The 20,765-nt window shown below is 57.0% G+C and carries 14 protein-coding genes; 11 read left to right on the plus strand and 3 right to left on the minus strand.

Going from position 1 to position 20,765, the window contains the following annotated elements:
• The first annotated feature begins 229 nt into the window (after nt 1–229).
• The gene (locus tag VLX68_08915) at nt 230–3,622 is read left to right on the plus strand and encodes a homocysteine S-methyltransferase family protein (GenBank protein ID HUI92350.1); all 3,393 of its coding nucleotides are present in this window, start codon (nt 230–232) and stop codon (nt 3,620–3,622) included.
• A 50-nt stretch (nt 3,623–3,672) separates the two neighbouring features.
• On the opposite strand, the gene VLX68_08920 is transcribed toward VLX68_08915, so the two are convergent.
• Nucleotides 3,673–4,065, minus strand: coding sequence for a TIGR03067 domain-containing protein (locus VLX68_08920; GenBank protein ID HUI92351.1), 393 nt, complete (start codon nt 4,063–4,065; stop codon nt 3,673–3,675).
• Between the two features lie 303 nt (nt 4,066–4,368).
• On the opposite strand from VLX68_08920, the gene VLX68_08925 reads away from it, so the two are divergent.
• The gene (locus VLX68_08925) at nt 4,369–5,610 is read left to right on the plus strand and encodes a hypothetical protein (GenBank protein HUI92352.1); all 1,242 of its coding nucleotides are present in this window, start codon (nt 4,369–4,371) and stop codon (nt 5,608–5,610) included.
• An 85-nt stretch (nt 5,611–5,695) separates the two neighbouring features.
• On the opposite strand, the gene VLX68_08930 is transcribed toward VLX68_08925, so the two are convergent.
• Nucleotides 5,696–7,933: a carboxypeptidase-like regulatory domain-containing protein gene (locus tag VLX68_08930; GenBank protein HUI92353.1), complete on the minus strand. Its 2,238-nt coding sequence runs from the start codon at nt 7,931–7,933 to the stop codon at nt 5,696–5,698.
• Nucleotides 7,934–8,452: 519 nt separating this feature from the next.
• Here VLX68_08930 and VLX68_08935 point away from each other — a divergent pair.
• From VLX68_08935 to VLX68_08975, 9 genes are all read left to right on the plus strand, one after another.
• Nucleotides 8,453–8,884, plus strand: coding sequence for a prepilin-type N-terminal cleavage/methylation domain-containing protein (locus VLX68_08935; GenBank protein ID HUI92354.1), 432 nt, complete (start codon nt 8,453–8,455; stop codon nt 8,882–8,884).
• Between the two features lie 247 nt (nt 8,885–9,131).
• Nucleotides 9,132–10,019: a hypothetical protein gene (locus VLX68_08940; GenBank protein ID HUI92355.1), complete on the plus strand. Its 888-nt coding sequence runs from the start codon at nt 9,132–9,134 to the stop codon at nt 10,017–10,019.
• 164 nt (nt 10,020–10,183) lie between these two features.
• Nucleotides 10,184–11,152, plus strand: coding sequence for an RluA family pseudouridine synthase (locus VLX68_08945; protein ID HUI92356.1), 969 nt, complete (start codon nt 10,184–10,186; stop codon nt 11,150–11,152).
• 436 nt (nt 11,153–11,588) lie between these two features.
• Complete coding sequence (locus tag VLX68_08950; GenBank protein ID HUI92357.1) at nt 11,589–14,357, plus strand: protein kinase; 2,769 nt, start codon at nt 11,589–11,591, stop codon at nt 14,355–14,357.
• A gap of 284 nt (nt 14,358–14,641) precedes the next feature.
• Nucleotides 14,642–15,511: a PHP domain-containing protein gene (locus VLX68_08955; GenBank protein ID HUI92358.1), complete on the plus strand. Its 870-nt coding sequence runs from the start codon at nt 14,642–14,644 to the stop codon at nt 15,509–15,511.
• Entirely contained in the window at nt 15,508–16,584 is a 1,077-nt protein-coding gene (locus tag VLX68_08960) for a mannose-1-phosphate guanylyltransferase (GenBank protein ID HUI92359.1), read from the plus strand. The genes VLX68_08955 and VLX68_08960 overlap by 4 nt, the downstream gene beginning before the upstream one ends.
• A 521-nt stretch (nt 16,585–17,105) precedes the next feature.
• On the plus strand, nt 17,106–17,456 hold the full coding sequence (locus tag VLX68_08965; protein HUI92360.1) for a hypothetical protein: 351 nt from the start codon (nt 17,106–17,108) through the stop codon (nt 17,454–17,456).
• A 154-nt stretch (nt 17,457–17,610) separates the two neighbouring features.
• Nucleotides 17,611–18,780, plus strand: a complete 1,170-nt coding sequence (gene lpxB / locus VLX68_08970) for a lipid-A-disaccharide synthase (protein HUI92361.1) — start codon at nt 17,611–17,613, stop codon at nt 18,778–18,780.
• Nucleotides 18,777–20,039 (plus strand): DUF362 domain-containing protein, encoded by a 1,263-nt coding sequence (locus VLX68_08975; protein ID HUI92362.1) that lies wholly within the window; start codon nt 18,777–18,779, stop codon nt 20,037–20,039. The genes lpxB and VLX68_08975 overlap by 4 nt, the downstream gene beginning before the upstream one ends.
• Nucleotides 20,040–20,134: 95 nt before the next feature.
• On the opposite strand, the gene VLX68_08980 is transcribed toward VLX68_08975, so the two are convergent.
• Nucleotides 20,135–20,728, minus strand: a complete 594-nt coding sequence (locus VLX68_08980; protein HUI92363.1) for a YdeI family protein — start codon at nt 20,726–20,728, stop codon at nt 20,135–20,137.
• Between the last annotated feature and the right edge of the window lie 37 nt (nt 20,729–20,765).

Genomic DNA, 20,765 nt, shown 5'->3' on the forward strand with positions numbered 1-20,765 from the left:
ATCCGCAATTATGTGCGACCGGTCCTCCGCTGCCCCCTCCTGGGTGCAGCCGGGAACCATCCGCTGCAAGCCCGAACCTGCCGCTGGGCGCGCCCTTGTAGCCCTTGATTACCATGGCATTCCATGTGATTGTAATTCATCACGCCCATTTCACAAAAACAAATAGTACCATAAAACTCATCAGGGGAAACTTTTCCCTCATAGATCATTTATTTTTTATATTGAAATCATGAACAAAGCCAATCATCCATATCTTGAACTACTGTATTCCAGGACCCCTATAATTTTCGACGGAGCCATGGGAACACAGATTCAGGAACTCGGGGTCAGGCCTTCCGATTTCCGCGACCACGAAGGATGCAATGAGATCCTCAATGTGTCGCGGCCCGATCTCATCACCAGGATCCACACCAACTACCTGCGGTCAGGCGCGCATGTCATCGAGACCAACACCTTTGGCGCGAACCGCGCAAAGCTCATGGAATACGGGCTCGACGGCTCGGTCGCGGAAATCAACAAAACGGCCGCGCAGCTCGGCAGGGCCGCGGTTGCGGAGGCGTGCTGCAACCATGCCTGTTTCGTGTGCGGCACCATGGGACCCACCGGCATTCTCTCGTCTCAAAGCGCGGGCCGGAAGAAATTCGATTTCAACGGGACCGCTGCGCTGTTCCGCGAGCAGGCCACGGCGCTGCTCGACGGCGGGGCGGACCTCCTGCTCCTCGAGACCATGCATGACCTTCTCGAGCTGCGCGCCGCGGTTTCCGGGATCAGGGGTCTTCTTGACGAACGCGCAATTACTATTCCGCTCCAGGCGCATGCGAGCATGGACGCGGCCGGCCGCATGCTTCTGGGCTCGGACCTCATCGCGTTTCTTGCCGCGGCCGCGGGCATGGGCGTCGACGTTGTCGGCCTTAACTGCAACACCGGGCCGCATGAGATGAAACGCCACGTGGAGGAACTGCTGGGTCTGTCGCCGCTGCCGGTGTGCATGATGCCGAACGCGGGCATGCCGAAAAACGTAAACGGCAAGGCCGTATATGACATGGGGCCCGACGAGTTCTGCAACACGATCGTTCCGCTTGTCTCGGAGAGGGGGCTCAATGTCACGGGAGGGTGCTGCGGCACGACGCCGGCGCACATCACCGCGCTTGCGAAGGCGCTTGACGGAAAGAAGGCCGCCCGGCGCACCATAACGCCGAAAACGTTTTGCGGGTCCGGCATTTCGGGAAAAGACCTTGAAACGGAAAAAAAACCTTTTATCATCGGCGAACGGCTCAACACCCAGGGCTCCAAAAAGACAAAGGAGCTTGTTCTTGCAAAAAATTACGACGAGCTGTATCAGGTGGCGCTGGGCCAGGCCCAAATGGGGAGCAGCATTCTTGACTTGTGCGTGGCGGTGAGCGAAGCCGACAACGAAAAAGAGACCATGGCGGCGCTCGTTTCGTTTTTGTCCGAGCGCGTGGCGCTGCCCTTTTCCATCGACTCAACCGATCCCGCGGTCATCGAGGCGGCGCTCAAGGCCTGCCCCGGGGCCGCGCTTGTCAATTCGATCAACCTCGAGGCGGGCGGCAAGCGCGCCCGCGCGATCCTGCGGCATGCCAAACAATTCGGCTGCCCAGTCATCGCGCTCACCATCGATGATGACGGAATGGCAAAGACCGTCGAGAAAAAAATGGAAATCGCCCGCCGGCTCCGCGACCTTGCCTGCGGCCAGTTCAATCTGCCGGAGCATTTTTTATACATAGACCCGCTCACCTTCACACTCGCCGCCGGGGACGCCGAAGGCGCAAACGCGGCGAAGGCGAGCCTCGAGGCGCTTGCCCGGATAAAAACGGAAATGCCGGGCGTGCGCACGGTCATGGGCGTGAGCAACGTTTCGTACGGCCTTTCGCCCGCGTCGCGCAGGGTGCTCAACAACGTCATGCTCAATCACGCGGCCGAGGCCGGGCTCGACGCGGCGATATTCAATCCGCTGCATCTTGACAGAATAGATACCTATGCCCCGGCGGTCCGCGAAAAGGCCGAGGCCCTGCTGTTCAACCGCGCGCCGCAGGCGCTGGCCGATTTTATTACCGTGTTTGACGATAAAAAAAGCGGCGGCGCCGGTATGAGCCGCGAAGCGGAAAAAACCGCGCTTTCGCCTGAGGAGCAGCTCCGCAACAAGGTGATCAACCGGGACCGCCGCGACCTGGCGCCGTTAATAAACGGTTTGCTGGAAAAACACGAGCCGCAGCGCATCCTCGACGAGATTCTGCTGCCCGCCATGGCCATGGTCGGCGAGAAAATGGACAAAGGGGAAATGATCCTGTCGTTTGTGCTGCAGGCCGCCGAGGTCATGAGGGAGGCGCTTTCCATCCTTGAGCCGCGCCTTGCGTCGAAAAACATGGCGCGGCGGGGGAAAATCGTGCTTGCCACGGTGTACGGCGACGTTCACGACATCGGGAAGAACCTGGTCGCCACGATCCTCAGGAACCAGGGATACAACGTGGTCGATCTCGGCAAACAGGTGCCTTCCCCGGACATCGTCGCCGCGGTGAAGCGCGAAAAGCCCGACGCCGTGGGCCTTTCCGCGCTGCTGGTCTTCACCAGCCGCGAAATGGCCGCGTGCGTGGCGGCGCTTGACAGGGAAGGAATAAGCGTGCCCGTGCTCATCGGCGGCGCTGCCGTGAACAGGGACTTTGCCTCGCGCATTTCGCGTCTGGAAAGCGGCGGCGCCTACGCGGGCGGCGTGCATTACGCAAAGGACGCGTTCGAGGCGTCGAAGATCCTTGAGGGGATAAAGAAGCCCCAGGCTTTTATGGAGAAAAAGGCGGAGCATCCGGCGGCCGGCCGGCCGCCTATAGAAGCAAAAACGCAGAAGCCGGAGCAGCCGCCGTATCCCGAAATGGTGACGCCCCAGTTCTACGGCACAAGTCAGGTGTTGAGGTGGGATGTGAAGTCGCTCTTGTCAACAATCGACACCAAACGCCTGTTCAAAGGGTATTTCGGCGGCGGCAATCTGGATAAAGAGGCCTTTAAAACAGCTTGCGAAAAGGAATTTCAACCGGCGTATGACCAGATTACACGGCTTATCAGCACGGAAAACCTTGTCGATGCTGCGGGGCTGTACGGGATTTTTCCGGCATATACTGACGATGACAAACTGGTAATCCTTGACCCCGGCGACTATTCCTCGCACCGTGCCGAATTTATTCTGCCAAGGGTCGAACGCAAAAAAAACCGTTCCATCGCGGATTACTTCCGGCCCGAAGGCGACGTGATTGCCGTGCAGATCGTCACCATGGGCAAGGCCATTGACGAAAAATGCAGCGCCTTTCTTAAAAACGAAAACAAGTACGCCCTCGGGTTTTATCTCAACGGCCTGGCCAATTATCTCACCGAACTTCTTGCCGATAAAGTCACGGCGGAGATCCGGCGCGCGTTTCTGATTCCCGCCGACCGCGGCAGGAGGTACAGCTTCGGGTATCCGGGACTTCCGGGCGTGGAGGAGCAGGTGAAACTGTTCGAGCTCCTCGGCGTTGAGGAACGGCTCGGCGTGTCGCTGACTTCCGGCTTCCAGATGGTGCCCGAACATTCGACCATGGGAATTTTCGTGCACCATCCCGAGGCGGAGTATCTTTGATATTCCGATTTTGTCGGCCGGAAAACCGTGGCAGGATATTTTTACCCCGCCTATTGCTTTACAAAAACGAACACGACCGTGGTGCCGGTGGAGTCGTACGCAAACGAGGTCGGTCGGTTGGGGTTCCCCGGCTCGTTTGCCGCATAGGTAAGCGTGTCGCTCGAGACTTTGTAGATGCCCAGACTTGTTTTTCCCACGTAGGCCGTATTTGCGCATTGCGTGATCACCACGTCCATTGTTTTCGGATTCGAAGCGGCATTGATCGAAAAGGTGCCCGCGTACCCGATGATCAAACCAAGTGAAAAAGAAAAATTATTGCCCGTGAAAACCGCGGTAAAGGTGTTTGTATCCCCAAGGGTATGGCCTTTCCATGTGCCTTCGAGCGAGGTGGCCGTCGGACCCGGACCGGTGGGGCCGGAGGAGGTGGAACTGGAACAGTTCAAAATTGCGGTAGATAGACAAATGGTAACCAGACAGGCAAATAAGCATGAAATGAATGAACGCATAATGGGCACTCCCTGATGAAGTTTTATTCCGTCAATTATCTCTTTTCAATCTGCGTGAAAACTTTACGCCGGCTCCATGCTAATCATAATCCTACAGTTCCGCCGGCAAAAATTCAATCATGGCTTTCCGCCCAACTCTTCAATTTCATGAACCCTTCACCGGCTTTTAGCGACTATTGTTTTGTTAAGCGACAAAGGCGTGTTCCATAATCCCTTGCCGTTATCCTCGGCGGGCGGCCGATGAAAAACCTTCTTCATTCATTCTGCGCCATTCTTGTCCTTGCATTACTCGGTTCCGTTTTTGCATCCACCTATCCATCGGTAAATAAAAGTACCGGGCATTCCATCGCCAAAACCACGGCCACGGGCCTTTCCAAATCAGCAGCCTCCGACACGATCATGAATGTCCAGGATTTCATGTACGACGGCAGTGATTCGCTGGCCGAAGTTTTCACCTACCGTTACGACCAGAAGCTCCGTCCGTTTGCGCGGACCGGCTATACCATGTTTGACAGGTTTGAGTACGACAAGCGCGACATGCCGGTGGTAACCTGCATCGTGGGCGGCACTCTGCTGGAATGGTTCACCACGGCCTACGACACCCAGAGCCATTGGTTGACAAGAGATACTTATCATTATTGCCCGACCTCGACATACGGTTCAAATCCGGCATATTCAAGTTTTATGTATGATTCCCTGACGGGCAGGATCGCCAGGGAAGACGTCTGCGACGGCATCGGGTGGGTGATGTATTCGCTCACCTATTCCTACGACCGGTTCGGCAGGCTCGTCAAAGTATATGCGCCGGGCGTGGTGCGCACCGAGCTTGTCTACGGCCCTGTTCCCAAACCGGCGCCGGTGACGGTTGCGACCATGCAGGGTGATTGGCGCACCGGTTCGATGGATTACGGTTGCTCCACGATCCGGTTGGAGGGATATTCAAGCGATTATACGTTTGTTGGAGATTCGTTTTTTTGCAGAAGGTATTGTTTTACCGACGCGATAAACCCCTCGGACACCTGCAGCACGACATTTGAGTGGACGTTGTATATCAGGGGAGCTTTCAGCATCAACCAGGACAGCATTGTTTTTATCGGGCTCTATACCGACAGCAATTTCGTTATAAGAACCGGCGGCTGCGCTTACGGACCCAGGCAGTGGGGAACCTGGAACCAGACCTATCTTTACCAATTGAGCGGAACGACCATGATCCTGTTTGATCATTCGTTCGGTTATCTGCCCGAGCCAACCCCGGTCATCTGGATGAATAAAACAGTCTCAACCGCTTCCAGGCCTGCGGCCTTGTCAAGTCCCCGGCCCGCAGCCGCCCGCATTATTGAAACGGCGTATTACACCGCAAGCGGCCGCAGGCTTTCCCTCACGCCGGCGCAGCTTCGTTCCCATCCCGGAATCGTCATCACGGCGCAGCGCTTGGCTGACGGCAAAGTTGAGGTCAAAAGAGGATTCGGCAAATTCAGATAAGGGAAATTCACCGAGAATAAAAACGCCCTCGGGTGAGGGCGTTTTTATCATACCACTATTTGTCAATTAAAAAACATCCAATATATCACGGATATTCCAGCACGCTCGACGACGCCACGCCGCCCACGCCGTTGATGACGTGCGTGATCTCCCCGCCGCCCAGTTTCTCCGTCACCAGGTGGTGCATCTTGACGCCGGGAGCGTTCGCGGGAACTTCAAACGCGTTGGTGGAGACCACGTCGTTCCTGAAAACGGAGTACACGCCGAGGCCCCAGGCCTCGTGGGTCAAGACGCCGTCGGAAACCTTGTACGACGGAAAACCGAGAATGCCGTTGCCCTCCGACCAGCTGGCGTTGTCCGGCGGGTCGTAAGGCATTTCCGATTGGTAAAAGAACGTGCGGCCGTTGTTGCCGTTCCACCAGGTCTGAAAGGCCTGCGTGTGCTCCACGAACAGGCCGTACACGGTCACGTTGTTGCCGTTCACGATAAGGCCGTTTGCGTTTTTATTCGAGTTCCAGCCCGCGCCCGTGCCGTGGTCGGCGCGCCACAGCCAGGTATGGTCGTAGATCACGTCGTTGCTGTTGATCATGACAAAGCAGGTCGCCAGACCGTTGTACTGGCCGCCCACCCTGCAGAAAATGTCATACAGGCATGTCGGATTTTTGGAATGGTCAACGGTTGAACCGGAGTCGCCGATTTCCAGCAGCACGGGCGCGTTCTGCATGCAGCCTTCGAGCAGGAAGCCCCCGACCTTCACGCCGTCGACGTCGGACACCTTCAGGGCGACGTTCCCGTTGGTCGGGACAAGCGTGGGATAGCCGATGCCCAAAACGATGGTGCCGGGCCGCGTGACCAGGACCGTGCTTTCCAGGTTGTAGTGTCCGGGCGTGAACAACAGGTTTTTCCCCTGGCTCAAGGCGGCGTTGATGCTCGCGGCGTTGTCGGAGGTCTTCGTGATGTAGAACAGGTCGATCGGAAGCCGCGTGCCGGGAGTCGCGCCGTTTGCCCACGAGACTCCCGCGGTGCTGTCGCGCCTGAGATCGGGGACGATAACGGAATAATTATTGCTTTTGTCAATTACGAGGAACGGCTTTTCCGCGATGAGCGGGGTCTTTGCCACCACCGTGCGGTTGACGCCCGACGAGGCGGGCGCGCCCGTGACGCCCACGAACACCATGTTCCAGTTGCCGCCGCTCCAGGTGCCGTACGCATCGTTTCTCGAAAAGTACTGCTGCTGCGACCCCGAGCTTATCGTGCCGTCAACCTTGCTGTCCGCGAAAAAACCGCCGCTCGACCATCCGCCGTCGTCGAGCGCCACGTCGCCCTTGATGTGCATGCGGCGCACCGGCGCGCCCTGCGAGGCCGCCCAGCGGTTCAAACCGCTCGTGGGGGTCACGCAGATGCCCGCGCACGCCCGCCAGAACGTGCACGTGGCGTTGCCGCCCATCCAGTCGGCCTCGGAATGCACCTGTCCCGTTATCTGCACGCTGTCCGGGCTGGTGCCGAGGCCCAGCACCTCGGTGTAGAAGCCGACGTTGACATCAAGGGAATACGACCCGGGCTTGAACAGCAGCGCGTACCGGTTCCCGCCGAACTGCGCGGCCAGCTGCGGGTCGTTGATCGCCGAAAGCTGGCTCTGCATGGCCGCCATGTCCTGCGACGGGTCGAAGATATACACGTTCGGTCCGAAATCCGGCGATGTTGCCGCCTGGCTCAGCGTGATATTCTTTGTGCCGGTGAGAACGGTCAGCTGCTCCATGTACGATGCATACCCGGACTTTGTGGCCTGGAGCCAGTCGGACGCGGCGGTCTTTTGCAGCGGCCCGCGTGAAGATCCCGGATCCGGATCAAAAACCATTGTTTCCGACAAAGGGTTGATCTTGCAGGTGACAGCTTGTTCGCCGGATTGCAGCCGCATCAGGACCATGGACCGCCCGAGGTCCCTGAGACTGAAGGGAACCTTTGTCGTTCCCCGCGCAAGATATCCATTATACGCCGTCGCCAGGAGTGCGCCGCGTGCGTCAAAAAGCGTTATCTTTACAAATGCGGGTGAGGCGAGGTTGAAAATAAACGAATTGTTTCGATAGAAAACTCCTTGGGCGCCTGCGTGATCGGGCCGCGGGGTTGCAACGGAAACGGCGCCTAAAAGCGAGTACGCTCCGTTCGCGTCGGTGGTGTCTGAAAGGCGCGAGGCGATCAGGTTGACAATGACGCCCTGCAGCGGTTGGCCCGCGCTATTGGTGACCGTACCGGATAGGGAAATGACCTGGCTGGAAGCAATCGAAGCAATTGATAAAAGCATGATCAACGGAAACTTCGTCATAAACAACTCCAGTGCCCCCCATTTCGGTTCTCTCCCCCCCCCCCCCCGGATCATTTCAGTAATAATTTGGCTGAAAGATTCATCCAAAATCAATATGCCGGTCAATATTCATAATATAAGATAAAAATGTGCAAATGAAACATGTTTTTTAAGAATTTACTTTAAAAAATGCGAACAAAGTAATTCGTAACTACTTGTAAAATAGGTAGTTAAAATTCTAAAAACATTGCGAATATAATTATTTTGCGAACATGAATGGCCCGGATTTTCTCAATTTCACCCATGCGGCAGGGGGTGCCGTGCCGATATATGGGGGTAGGGAAAGCCAACTTGACAAATAATTATAAATTCTTGACAAAAAGAACTTTGCATGGTACAATTATTACAGGTGCGACGAACTTCAGCGGAGCGGCAAACGCTCGGGAAGGGAGGCAATCAGGGTTGCATGAAGAAGTGCTCATGTAATCCATGCAACATCATGTGGATGGAGAAGGCCTCCGTAGTGAAAGGAGGTTTCTTATGGAACGGGTTAAAAAAAGCAACAACGGGTTCACAATGGTGGAACTGATGGTGGTCATCGCGGTGATAGGAATTCTGTCGTCAGTGGCGATTCCCAAATTTCTCGATGCCTCGCAAAAGGCGAAAGCGACGGAATTTCCCACCCAATTGACGGCGATTTATACCGGGGAGTTGGCGTATATCACGGAGCAGAGCACGTATGCGTCCACATTTGCAAACCTGAAGGATCAGGCGGGCGTTGACGTTGCCTCGTCAACGACCTGGTTTACGTATAGCCTTTCGGTGTCGGGCAGCACCGCATTTACGGGTACGGCGAGCGTCAACAGCCCCGGCTTTGGACAGGTCACCACCAGCGACTTTGCCACCATTGATCAGACAAATTCGAAATTCTGCACCTCTGCATTGCAGAGGTATTGTCCAAGCTGGAAGTAGCGAATCTTGGAAAAGGGTCTTTGATAAAAATAGCGGGATCACGTCAATCACAAGGCGATGCGGTGAAAAGGCCTGGGGTAGCGGGGCCTTTTTTATTGCTTTTTGAGAATCAAGCAAGCCGCGCGGTGTCGGCATAATGACAGGACGTATTGAACATTATTCCCTTTGATCCATGTCCCTGCACATAGCATATTCTTGCCATGGTAACGGCGACGCGTGCCGATCCAAAAACAAAATGGAGGATGCCATGATGTACGGTCAACCGGCGGACAAGGAACGCGCCTACGGATATCCTGCCGAGCAGGTTCCGATTGACAGAGAAATAATGTTTTCGAACCACAAGGGCGAATACAAGAAGGGGATCGAAAAGCGCCAGACAAAACTGCTCGGGAAGATGTCGTTCATCAAACCCTTCATGGCGCAGGATGAGAAGATATTGCTCATCACCACGGGATGCTCTCCGATGTCGGTGCTCGACCATCTGCTGACCGGATACCTCGTGTATTATCTCAAACAGTCCCTGTTCGTGTTCACGAACAAAAGAATTTTCCATGTGCCGACATCAAGAAATTACACGTATAAGAATTCCATCGCCCGAATCCAGCCCGCGGACTGCAAAGAGATTAAAATGAGCATGGGAACGCTTGCCGTCACCTTTCAAAACGGAAAAAAGGAAAGGTTCCATTACATTGCTGGACCGGAACGGAAAAAAATCAGCGCCATCCTCCCCGCCATTTCACAGACGGGAATGCCCGGTCAGACCGGCGGAAAGGAGCATCTCTGCCCGCGCTGCGGCACGGAACTTGTCAATGACGAATACCTCTGTCCCAAATGCCGGCTCGAATTCAAGACCAGGGCCGATGCGAGAAGAAACGCCGTTTTGTTTCCGGGCGGCGGATATTTTTATACCGGCCATCCCTGGCTTGGCATCAACTACGGGATCGTCGAACTGATCTCCATTGGCCTGATCATAACGTTTTGGATTGACGCTGCAAAGGGAGTGAAGGGTTCTGTTGAAGCGCTGGCAGTATTGTTGGTCATACTGGCCTTTGTAAAACTGATATCGGTATTTCATTCCAATCAGTTCATCAGCGAGTATATCCCGAAAGAGAAGAAGGTGGTAGCGAACTTTTAGGAATCCTGTTTTTAATTTGAGTCGATACTCGGCAAGGGCGTTCGCGAGGACGCCTTTTTTGCCCCGATCAAATTATCGTCCCAAAATGGTTTTTTGGATGGCAACCATCATCACGATGCTCATAGCTTCCAACCTGTCTTGGTATAGCGTATTTTTCCCATAGCATGGTCACCATCACTATTTCTCTCAACGACGCCAACCAGCGCCTCGACCGTTTTCTCCGCAGGCGCCTCAGTTTGCGCACGCTTTCGGACATCTACCGCATGATCCGCACCGGGTTTGCGCGGGTGAACGGGAAAAAGGTAAAGGAAAACTACCGCCTGCGGCAGGGCGACACGATCGAATTGCGCATGGACGAAGCAGAGCTTTCGCCGGAAAAACAGGAAAACCAACAGGCGCTCGCGGACCTTTCCAGGACGGAATTTTACCGGCGCAATCTGAAAATCGTTTTTGAAGATGACGGGCTTATCGCATGCGACAAGCCGCCGCACCTTGTGGTGCATCCGGGGACCGGCCACGACGGCCACGCCACGCTCATCGACCTTGTCAAAAGCTACATGCTTGCAAAGGGAAAGCGTGATGCGGACCCGGTGCTCGTGCACCGGCTCGACCGTGACACTTCGGGAATCATTCTTGTCGCCAAGAACAAGGCCGTGGTGAGAAAGCTCCATGATCTGCTGCGCGGCCGAGCGCTCATCAAGAAATACCTGGCAATATGCCATAACGGCCCGCCGCAACAGCAGGGCTTTGTCGAGGCCGACCTGGTGAAAACGCTCGAGCGCAACCAGGGCACCAAGATGAGGGTCGGTGAAAAGGGCCTTTATTCAAGAACCGAATACAAGGTCGCGAAAAGGGGGCAGGGCCTTTCCAAACTCGAGCTGACCATTGTCACCGGCCGCACGCACCAGATCCGCGTGCACATGGCGCACATCGGGTGCCCGGTCGTGGGCGACGTGCGTTACGGCGATCCCGCCGCGGACGCCGACGTTTTCAGGCGCACCGGCGCGCCCAGGCGGCTGTACCTCCATGCCGGCATCATCTCCTTTGTCCACCCCGCAGACGGAAAACGGCTCACCCTGACCGTTCCCGAGCCTGAAGAATTCTCCGCCATCATGAAATCAGCCCACTGCTAAAACTTTTTGACTTTTTGGTTGAACGGTAAATTGTTGGAGTGGTAAAATTATAGTTACCATTGGGTGTGATCCTTTTGCTTGTTGAAGAATACGGATGTCATTCCCGCGAAAGCGGGTATATTCTTATGTTAAGATGGGCTCCCGCTTTCGCGGGAGTGACAATACGGGGGAGTTTTATTTCCTGCTCGTAAGTTTGATTTTGTTTTTTATCGCCGCGAAGCGGCATGCCGCTGAGGATGCGTTGCGAAGGGGCGACGCCTCGCGAGCGTAATGCGAGCGAACTCGCGCGCCCCTTTGCTGGAGGGGGTGCGGGTGCAGATCACCGCCGCCTCCGCGATATCATTTTTTCAATAAGGGAGGCGGCGGAAGCTGCACCCCAGGGGGAAACGCGGAGCGGTGCCCCCACCCGTATATTTATTAAAAATAAAAAACAATTATGGCCATTCCCGACACCCCACGCTCATTAAAAAGCTCTCTTGACAAGGGGAAGCTCAAGATCCACAACCTGCTTCCCTCGCTCGAGCGCACGTACCTGCCCATCGGGTCGATTATCGGCAAGTACCGCATCATCGAGGAGATCGACCGGGGCGGAATGGCCGTGGTGTACAAGGCGCTGCAGCTCGACCTCGACCGCGAGGTGGCGCTCAAGGTGCTGCCCGCCAACATCACCATCAACCGGAACTTCGTTGAGCGGTTCCTGTCCGAGGCGCACGCGGTGGCGAAGCTGAACCATCCCTACATCGTGAATATCCACGAGGTGGCGGTCGAGAACAACGTGTACTATCTCGCCATGGACTACATCCCGGGCGTCAACCTCTATTACCACCTCAACTACCAGAAACCCAAGCTCATCGAGGTGCTCGAGATCACTGCCAAGCTCGCGGACGCGCTCGGCTACGCGCACCGGCAGAAGATCGTGCACCGAGACCTCAAGCTCAACAACGTGATCATGAAGGACAACGTCACGCCCGTGCTCATCGATTTCGGGCTCGCCAAGGCGCTCGAAAGCGAGGAGGGGACCGCCACCAAGACCGGCGAGATCATGGGCTCGCCCGCCTACATGGCGCCCGAGCGGCTGTTCGGCAAGGGCGCCGACGCGCGCAGCGACGTGTGCAGCCTGGGCATCATGCTGTACGAGATGTTGACATTCAAGAATCCCTACCTCGACCCGCGCAGCATCCATCAGACCACCATGAACGTGATCGACGCCAGCCCCATCCCGCCCCGCAAGCTCGTGATGTGGCTGCCGCCCGAAATCGAGGCCATCACGCTCAAGGCGATGCACAAGGACCCGGACAAGCGGTACCAGACCATGGAGGAGTTCGCCGAGGACATCAGGCGTTACCAGAAGGGCGAACCCGTGCTCGCCAACCCGCCGTCGCTGTGGTCAAGGCTGCGGCATTTTGTCCGCAAGCGGTGGCCGTTCATCGCCATGTTCTTCCTGTGCGTCGTGTTCGCCGGCATCTTTTCGTATTTCAGGTATGCGCAGTCGAAAAGGGAGCGGCCCTACTGGCAGCTCACGTACCAGAAACACTTTGCCGGCCTCGCCATCGGCGACGAGTGGTCGCAGTATCCGGGCGTGTCCGAGAAGAACGAGGGTTGGTCGGCGAAAAACGGCGAGCTCTTCTCGCCGTCGGGCGCGTCGTTCATCAGGCTCGACCGCCGCATCACCCGCGACGAGCGCGTGGAGTTCGACATCCGGGGCGTGGGGAACAATTTCTTCAATGCCGGGTTCTTTCTGTACGGATCGCGGCCGGACTCCGGATACGGGTTCCACCTGTTCAGGGGCCCGGACGCCGAATGCGGCATCTCGTTTCCGGGCAGCACCCATCTTTTTTCCGATTACAACCCGCTCGACCTCGTGCCGGCAAGGCATTTCCATGTGGTGGTGGAATGCAAGGAGAACGTGATCACCTTCAGGGTGAACGACCTGCTTGTCGGGAAGATATGCGACTTTTTCCCGCCGCTCGGCGCCGACCACCAGGCCATGGGCTTTTTCGTGAACGGCAGCAGGTGCGCCATTGACAACATGAAAATCTACCAGTACGCCATTCCCATGATGCCGAACGCCACGCTCATCGCAGACCGGTTCGCCAAGCACGGCGCCATAGAGACCGCGATCGAGGAATACCAGGAAATGCTCACCGATTTTTCTTCCGAGCCCATCACGCAGGACATTCAGCTCAGGATCGCCGAATGTTACATCAGGCTGGGCAAGTACGACAAGGCGCAGGCCGCGCTTTCGAGCCCGGAGCTTGCAAAAGCCGACGAGCAGATGCGCCTTAGGGCGCTTTATCTCAAGGGCCTCATCCAGGGCAGGAAGGGAAACCCGTCGTCGTCCGACAGCGCATTTTTGGTCCTGGGCAACCTGGCCAACGCGAGCCCCCTGTTCCAGTCGGCCATGTTCACCATGGCGCGCAAAATACTCGACCAGGTCGACCAGGGCGACGCGGCCGCCGCGGAGAGCAAGGTGATATTCCTGACGCAATATTATCCCCGGTACTCACGCCTGCTCGGCAGGGTGCACCTTGCCGTGCTTGACTATTACGCCAGCCAGGGCGCTCTCGACGCCGCGATCGAGGTGGGGCAGGCCATTGTCAAGCTCCACAGCATGGACAACGACATCGGCGCGCTGGCGAAGGTCAGGCTCGGCGAGATGTTCATGGCTAAAAACCGGAAAAACCAGGCCGTTGACGTGCTCAACCAGTGCGTGGCCTCCTACGTGCCGTCCCAGGGGCTGTGGCTGGCATGGATGGAGCTCGCCGCGATTTACGAATACGAATCGGACTACGCGAACGCCTACACCACCTACCGCAAGGTGTACGAGGACTGCCCCAAGGCGCTGGTCATCCCGTGGCTCGCGCGGATAAAGATGGGCGAGCTCGCCGACCGGACCACGAGCGACGAGACGCCCAAGGGAATTTTCGACGACGTGGTGAAGAGCCCGCATCCCTTTGCGCTGCCGCGCGCCATCGCGCAGCTGTACCGGGGCGCCGCCACCCCCGAGGAATTCAAGGCGTTCTGGGACATCCTCCATCCCGATGACCACCGGTACCTGGTCTATTTTGTCAACAAAGCCATCCTCGACAAGCGGCCCGACAAGGCCCAGGAATACCTCAACGAGCTCGAGGAATCGCTTCCGACCGCCTCGTGGGAGCTGATGCAGGCCTCGCAGTTGCGCAATGTGATCAGAAACATGAAATAGCGCCGGTCTCTCGTCTTGACAACCTGACTCATTTATAAATTCACCGCAAAGACGCAAAGAGCGCAAAGGTGAAAAGTGAGTTTGTACGGGACATGTTCTCAGATAAATTATTCTTTGCGACCTTTGCGCCTTTGCGGTGAGGTTTTTCTTTCTTTGCAAACAATCCGGGCTAAAAACGCGCCCCACAGCCGTAAAATTATTAAAACGCAATAAAGCCTTGAATTGAAAATCGTCGTTGGTTATTTTATACCTTTCCATTTCAACCATAAACCCATGTCAGGACAATGTTTCGCGATTTTATTGCTGGAAAGAAATATGTAGATCTCCACATTCACACGAAATTTTCAGACGGGACGCATCCGGTAGAGGAAATTCTGGAATTCGCCGCGGGCAAGAAGCTCAAGGCGCTTTCGATCACCGATCACGACTGCGTGGACGCGTATCCGTTCGCCCAGGAGCTCGGGGCCAAACACGGCATAGAAGTGATACCGGGCGTGGAACTTTCGAGTGAAATAAGCGGGGCCGATATCCATATCCTTGGATATTTCCTTGACACGAACAACCCGCGGCTGGTTGCGAAGCTCGTGGAACTCAAAAAGGCCCGCCACGTGCGCGCGCGCAAGATCGTGGAGAACCTCAACCGCCAGGGCGTCGACCTTCGCTTCGAGACCGTGCTTAACATCGCGGGAACCGCGGCGATCGGCAGGCCCCATATCGCGGCAGCGCTGCTCAAGGAAGAGCTCGTGTACTCGTTCCGCGAGGCGTTTGAAAAACTCATCGGCTACGATTCGCCCGCCTACGTTGAAAAGCTCAGCATGCCGCCCAGGGAGGTGTTCCAGCTCATCCGCGGCGCGGGCGGCATCCCGGTGCTTGCGCACCCGGGCGTCACCAAGGTGGACGAGCGGATTCCGGAGTTCATGAGCGAAGGGCTCATGGGCGTCGAGGTGTTCCATTCGGAGCACAACACCGCCGTCGAGCGGCATTACCTCCAGTACTGCCGGAAGAACGGGCTCGCCTACACCGGCGGCTCCGATTTCCACAACGGCAGCCAGAGCAAGTCGGAGATCGGCGTCCCCAAGGTGCCCTACAGCGCCGTGGAAAGCCTCAAGGAAAAACTCGCCGCCTTTGCCGCGGGCACGGACGCCGCCGTATGATCGCCGTTCCCCTCATCCTTGCCGGGGGCAGGGGCGAGCGGTTCTGGCCCCTTTCGCGTTCGTCAAATCCCAAGCAGCTGCTTCGCCTTGCGGGCAATAAAACCATGGTCGAGGAAACGCTCGCCCGCGCGCGTGCCGCCTGCGGCGGCGCGCAACCGCTCGTGATCACGGGGCGGCAATGCGCCGCGGCCATGCGCCGGGCGCTCGGCCGCCGCGTCGCGTATGACTGCATCGTTGAGCCCGTGGGAAAAAACACGGCGCCCGCCATCGCGCTCGGCGCGCTGTGGGTGCGCCGCCGCCATGGCGACGCGGTCATGCTCGTGGCGTCGGCCGACCATGCCATCGCGCCGAAACAAGCGTTTGTCAAGGCCGTGCGCAGCGCCGCATTTCTTGCCCAAAAGACGGGTTCCCTGGTGGTGTTCGGCATCAGGCCCACGCGTCCCGACACGGGTTACGGGTATATCAACATCGGCAAACCGATTTCCGGGGCCGGCGGCACCGCGTCGTACCAGGTGCGGCGCTTTGTTGAAAAACCGTCGGCCGCTGTCGCGCGGGAATATGTGCGGTCGGGAAACTACTTATGGAACAGCGGCATGTTCGTTTGGAAAACGTCGGCGATATTATCTGAAATCAAGGAGCACATGCCCCGTCTGTACCGCCAGGCTTGCGCGGTTGAAAGGGCCGGTTTTACAAAGGCTTCCATTGACCGGTATTATAAGACCTGCGAAAGCGAATCAATCGACTACGGCATCATGGAGAAATCGTCGCGCATCGCCGCCGTGTGCGGCGCGTTTTGCTGGGACGACATCGGCTCGTGGGAGGCGATGACGAGGGTACACCCGAAAAACAAAAAAGGCACGGTCGCGGTCGGGCCGGCGGTTTTTGACCATGAAAGCTCAAACTCGATTATTTATAACGCCTCGCCATTGCACGTCGCATCCATCGGCCTTGACAACGCCGTTCTTGTCGTCACTCCTGATGCGGTGCTCGCCGTTGCAAGGCCTTTGCTTCCGGGATTAAAAAAGTATCTTGGGATGATGAAGGAAAAGAAGTTTCCGGCGAAGCTGTTCTGATTGATTTTTCTGACTAATAATAATCTGGCGGGGGAGCTATCCCCCTCGCTGCGGCCCGGACGCGCTCCGAATTATTTCCAATGATGCCGTGTCCAAAGATTTGCGCGTCCGGTCCTCCGCTACCCCCTCCTGGGTGCGGCCGGGTACCGACAGTGGCAAGCTGCAACCATCCGCTGGGCGCACCCGCGGAGTGCGGTTGAAATGGGATCCTTATATACCTGGCTTCTTCTTATTATCAAGATGTCCTGCAAAACTTATTTTGGTATTATTAAATCATGTGTCCGACCGGCGCCAGAGATGTTGTTTGACTAATCGGAACCCCGCCGCCGCGTTAGGCGGGACTGTAGGGCGCGCAAGAGCGCGTTGCCGGCCGACCCATCGCCAGAGGCGACTACGGGCGGTCCGGCAACGAGGCCGCGGGCCGAGCCCGGAAGGAGGGCCGACCCCTTTTGGGAGCGAAAAGTTAACGCCCCCAAAGGGGGTAACGCCCAGATCAATACTTGAAAAATAAGGTTGCATTCATGAGCACGGTCATCTGGGTTCTTGGCAAGGAGACGATGCGCGAAGACGACTATGACCATTTTTACCTTTTGGAAGCGCTGGAAAAGCTGGATGCGATATGCGTGAGAGAACACATCCGGAAGATATCGGAGTTCGTCGATCGGGCGGACGGCAGCACGAAGAAGAAATGGCACCGGCCCGATGAGGGGCTGGCCGTTCTGAAGCATCTTGTGGAGTACCTTGACAAAAAGGGTGATGAACTGGCGGATATTGACGCCGAGGCATTAAAGGAAGAGCTGGCAGATTGCATTGACAAGATAGAACAAATCAAGAAAAACAAGGATTTGTTCCAGCTAACCGTGGTCATGTAAGGCTGAACAAGGTGTGGTATTGATGGGCCCCTCATCAACAGGGCCGCTCAAGCAATCCAGCAAAACTTATTTTGGTGTTATCAAATAACCCGTCCGACGGTGCCAGGGATGGCTTTTGACTAACCGGAACTTCGCCCGTTTTAAAACCTAATTTATGGAAAAAAAACCAGTATCCATCATGTTCGTCGCCGGCGACCCTTCGGGCGACGAGCACGCCGCCGCCGTGATCGGGCGTCTCAAGGAAATGCTCCCCGACGCCCGCCTGTTCGGCATCGGCGGACCGTGCATGCGGGAAAAGGGGTTCGAGGCCGTGCTGCCGTTCGAGCCGTTCAACCGCATGGGCATCGCCGAGGTGCTCCTGCACCTGCCGTTTTTCCTGAACGCAAAATCTATTCTTATAAAGCAACTTAAGAACACGAGACCCGCCGCGCTCGTGTGCGTGGATTATCCGGGGTTCAACATACCGCTCATGAAGGCGGCGAAAAAACTCGGCGTGCCCGTGGTATGGTACATCGTGCCGCAGGTTTGGGCGTGGAAGAAGAAGCGCGCCGAGGTGCTGGGGAGGTTCGCCTCGTTCATCGGCGTGGTGTTCCCGTTTGAAAAGGAATATTTCACGGCCTACCCTGCGCCTGTGGAATACGTGGGCCACCCGCTCGTCGAAGCGCTTGACAGAGAGCAAACGGTGGCCCCGAAGCGGCTCATGCTTGACAAAAGCAGCCCTGTCCGGCTTGCGATCGTGCCCGGCAGCAGGCGGCAGGAAGTCTCGCGCCTGCTGGGCCCCATGATGGACGCCGCCATGATTCTCAAGCGCGAATTTCCAAACCTTACGGTTGCGGTGTCGAGAAGCAGGGGGCTTGAATCCGGTCTTTTCGAAGCGTCGGCGCGCCGGTTTGAAAAGGAATTCCCCGGCGCCGTCGCCGTGAGCCGGGAGCCGCTTCCCTTGCTTTTAAGGAATAGCGACTGCGCGCTGGTCACCTCGGGCACCGCCACCCTGCAGGCCGCGCTCCGCGAAGTGCCGCTGGTGGTGGCCTACAAAACCTCCGCCGTGACGTATTCGCTGTTGAAAGGCATGATCACCCTGCCGTACATCGGCCTGCCCAACATCGTGGCGGGCGAGCGCATTGTGCCAGAATGCATCCAGCATGACGCGACCGGAGAGCGGTTCGCGGCCGAAATCCGGCGCTTTATTATTGACAAAGAATATTACGCCGCAACCGTGCTTAAACTGTCGCAGGTCCGCGCCAAGCTCGGTGAAAAGAAACCCTCTGTTGAAATCGCCGCGGCAATCGGGGCAGCGGCAAAGTCCGGTGTCCTCGCGCCATGAGCTCGCCAGTCTCTTCCATTCACGTAAAACGATCAACGGTTGCTCTTGTCAAATGTGAATCATACAATGACACCGAAGTGCTCGCGGCAATGCGGCGCGGCATCGAACTGCTGGGCGGCATGGCGAAGTTCGCAAAGCCCGGCGAGACCATCCTCGTGAAGCCGAACGCGCTGGCCGCGTGCGCGCCCGACCGCTGCGTCACCACGCACCCGTCGGTGTTCGCGGCCGCGTGCGCGTGCCTGCAGGAGGCGGGCTGCCGCGTCACGTACGGCGATTCCCCCGCACTGTATGCGGGCTGGGGGAAATGCGGTGCGGCCATGAACAAGTGCGGGTTTAGCGCGGCCGCCGAAAAACTCGGCATTCCCTGCGCTGATTTTGAAAACGGCCGGATAGTGGCGCGCGCGGCCGGCGCATCACGCAGGAACATCGTGATCGCAAACGGCGTTCTGGCCGCGGACGGCATGGTGAGCGTGCCGAAGCTCAAGACCCACGGCCTCGTCCGCGTCACCGGCGCGATAAAAAACCAGTTCGGCTGCGTGCCCGGCGTGTACAAGGGCCGCTATCACGCGTCCGCGCCCGACGTGCGCGATTTTTCCCGGCTGCTCGCGGACATCACCGCGTTTGTAAAGCCCCGGCTTTATATCCTGGACGCCCTGATCGCCATGGAGGGGAACGGCCCGCAAAACGGCGACCCGCGCAGGCTCGGCCTTCTCATGCTGTCGCGGGATCCCGTGGCGCTCGACGCAATCGCGTGCACCATCATCGGGCTCGAGCCGGCTTTCGTGCCCATGCTTTTGGCGGGCGAACAGGCCGGGCTCGGCACTTCGCGGATGGATGAGATCGAATGCGTGGGCGACGCCGTCGAAAATTTCATGACGCCGGATTTCAAGGTGTCGCGGCTCCCGGCGGTTTCTCCCAATTCCCTGCTGCGCGCGATACGCAACCTGCTGGTGACAAGGCCGGTCATTCGCGCCGCATCATGCACCCGGTGCGGACAATGCGTCGGCGCGTGCCCGGTGGAGCCGCGCGCTCTCGATTGGGGAACGACGGGCAAAAAAATGCCGCCTGTTTACAAATACAACAGGTGCATCCGGTGCTTCTGCTGCCAGGAGCTGTGCCCGGCCGGCGCGGTTCGCGTCAAGACGCCGGCGCTCGGCAGGCTGCTGCCCGTGGCGGCATATCTGTCGCTGTGGGTCTCGAATGTCAGGGCGAGGGGAAAGCGGAAGACGGGCTCGCATGAACGCTGGGCGAGGCAATGATTCCCCATGACAAAGGACGGATCCCCGATCAGGTCGGGGATGACAAAAAAGAACAATTTGTAAAGGCACCCTGCTTTATTTCTTCATCGAATACGCTAATCATTCAATCCCTTTCCCTTGAGAATCCGCTGCACGCATTTGTCAACCCTCGACTCCCGGGTTTCGGATTGTTTGGGCTGCGAGAAATAAAAAAGGTACGCTCGTTGCCGTCCCGGCGTCAACGCCTCAAACGCGGTTTTCAAACCGGGATTATCATCCAGTTTCCTCTTAAATTCCACGGGAATTTTGAAATCCGAAGTTCTTTTCAAATCCACTTTCAATCCGGCTTTTTCCACTTCAATGGCTTCATGAATATAGGCTTTCAACACGGGTTCAATCTTCACTATTTCCTGAACATTGGTGAACCGGATCTGGCGCCCCGCCTGCACGTTCTCCGTTTGCTGGATGAGAACGCCTTTGGCATCTTTCAACAAGGCGCCTTTGATGAACAGGATCGTGCAGTATTCCTTAAATCCGTGTATTAAAACCACATTGCCGCCGTTGAACGAGTAACAGGGCACACCCCACTTCAATTCTTCGAAGAGCCCGCAGTCAAGAATGATCGCCCTCAATTTTTTGAATTCTTCCCTCCACTTTTCTGCTTTGTCGAGGAATGCGTCGACCTTGGCATTGGTTGTAGTCTTTGGCATGGTGAACCTGTCCAGTTTGTTTCCACCTTGTTGAATT

This window comes from Chitinivibrionales bacterium, from assembly GCA_035516255.1.
Taxonomy (GTDB): Bacteria; Fibrobacterota; Chitinivibrionia; order Chitinivibrionales; family FEN-1185; genus FEN-1185.

Excerpts from the sequence above, each read along its gene's own strand:
- VLX68_08955 (HUI92358.1), top strand. The coding sequence starts at position 14,642 with ATGTTTCGCGATTTTATTGCTGGAAAGAAATATGTAGATCTCCACATT.
- VLX68_08950 (HUI92357.1), top strand. The coding sequence starts at position 11,589 with ATGGCCATTCCCGACACCCCACGCTCATTAAAAAGCTCTCTTGACAAG.
- lpxB (HUI92361.1), top strand. The coding sequence starts at position 17,611 with ATGGAAAAAAAACCAGTATCCATCATGTTCGTCGCCGGCGACCCTTCG.
- VLX68_08935 (HUI92354.1), top strand. The coding sequence starts at position 8,453 with ATGGAACGGGTTAAAAAAAGCAACAACGGGTTCACAATGGTGGAACTG.
- VLX68_08940 (HUI92355.1), top strand. The coding sequence starts at position 9,132 with ATGATGTACGGTCAACCGGCGGACAAGGAACGCGCCTACGGATATCCT.
- VLX68_08915 (HUI92350.1), top strand. The coding sequence starts at position 230 with ATGAACAAAGCCAATCATCCATATCTTGAACTACTGTATTCCAGGACC.
- VLX68_08960 (HUI92359.1), top strand. The coding sequence starts at position 15,508 with ATGATCGCCGTTCCCCTCATCCTTGCCGGGGGCAGGGGCGAGCGGTTC.
- VLX68_08930 (HUI92353.1), bottom strand. The coding sequence starts at position 7,933 with ATGACGAAGTTTCCGTTGATCATGCTTTTATCAATTGCTTCGATTGCT.
- VLX68_08925 (HUI92352.1), top strand. The coding sequence starts at position 4,369 with ATGAAAAACCTTCTTCATTCATTCTGCGCCATTCTTGTCCTTGCATTA.
- VLX68_08975 (HUI92362.1), top strand. The coding sequence starts at position 18,777 with ATGAGCTCGCCAGTCTCTTCCATTCACGTAAAACGATCAACGGTTGCT.
- VLX68_08945 (HUI92356.1), top strand. The coding sequence starts at position 10,184 with ATGGTCACCATCACTATTTCTCTCAACGACGCCAACCAGCGCCTCGAC.
- VLX68_08965 (HUI92360.1), top strand. The coding sequence starts at position 17,106 with ATGAGCACGGTCATCTGGGTTCTTGGCAAGGAGACGATGCGCGAAGAC.
- VLX68_08980 (HUI92363.1), bottom strand. The coding sequence starts at position 20,728 with ATGCCAAAGACTACAACCAATGCCAAGGTCGACGCATTCCTCGACAAA.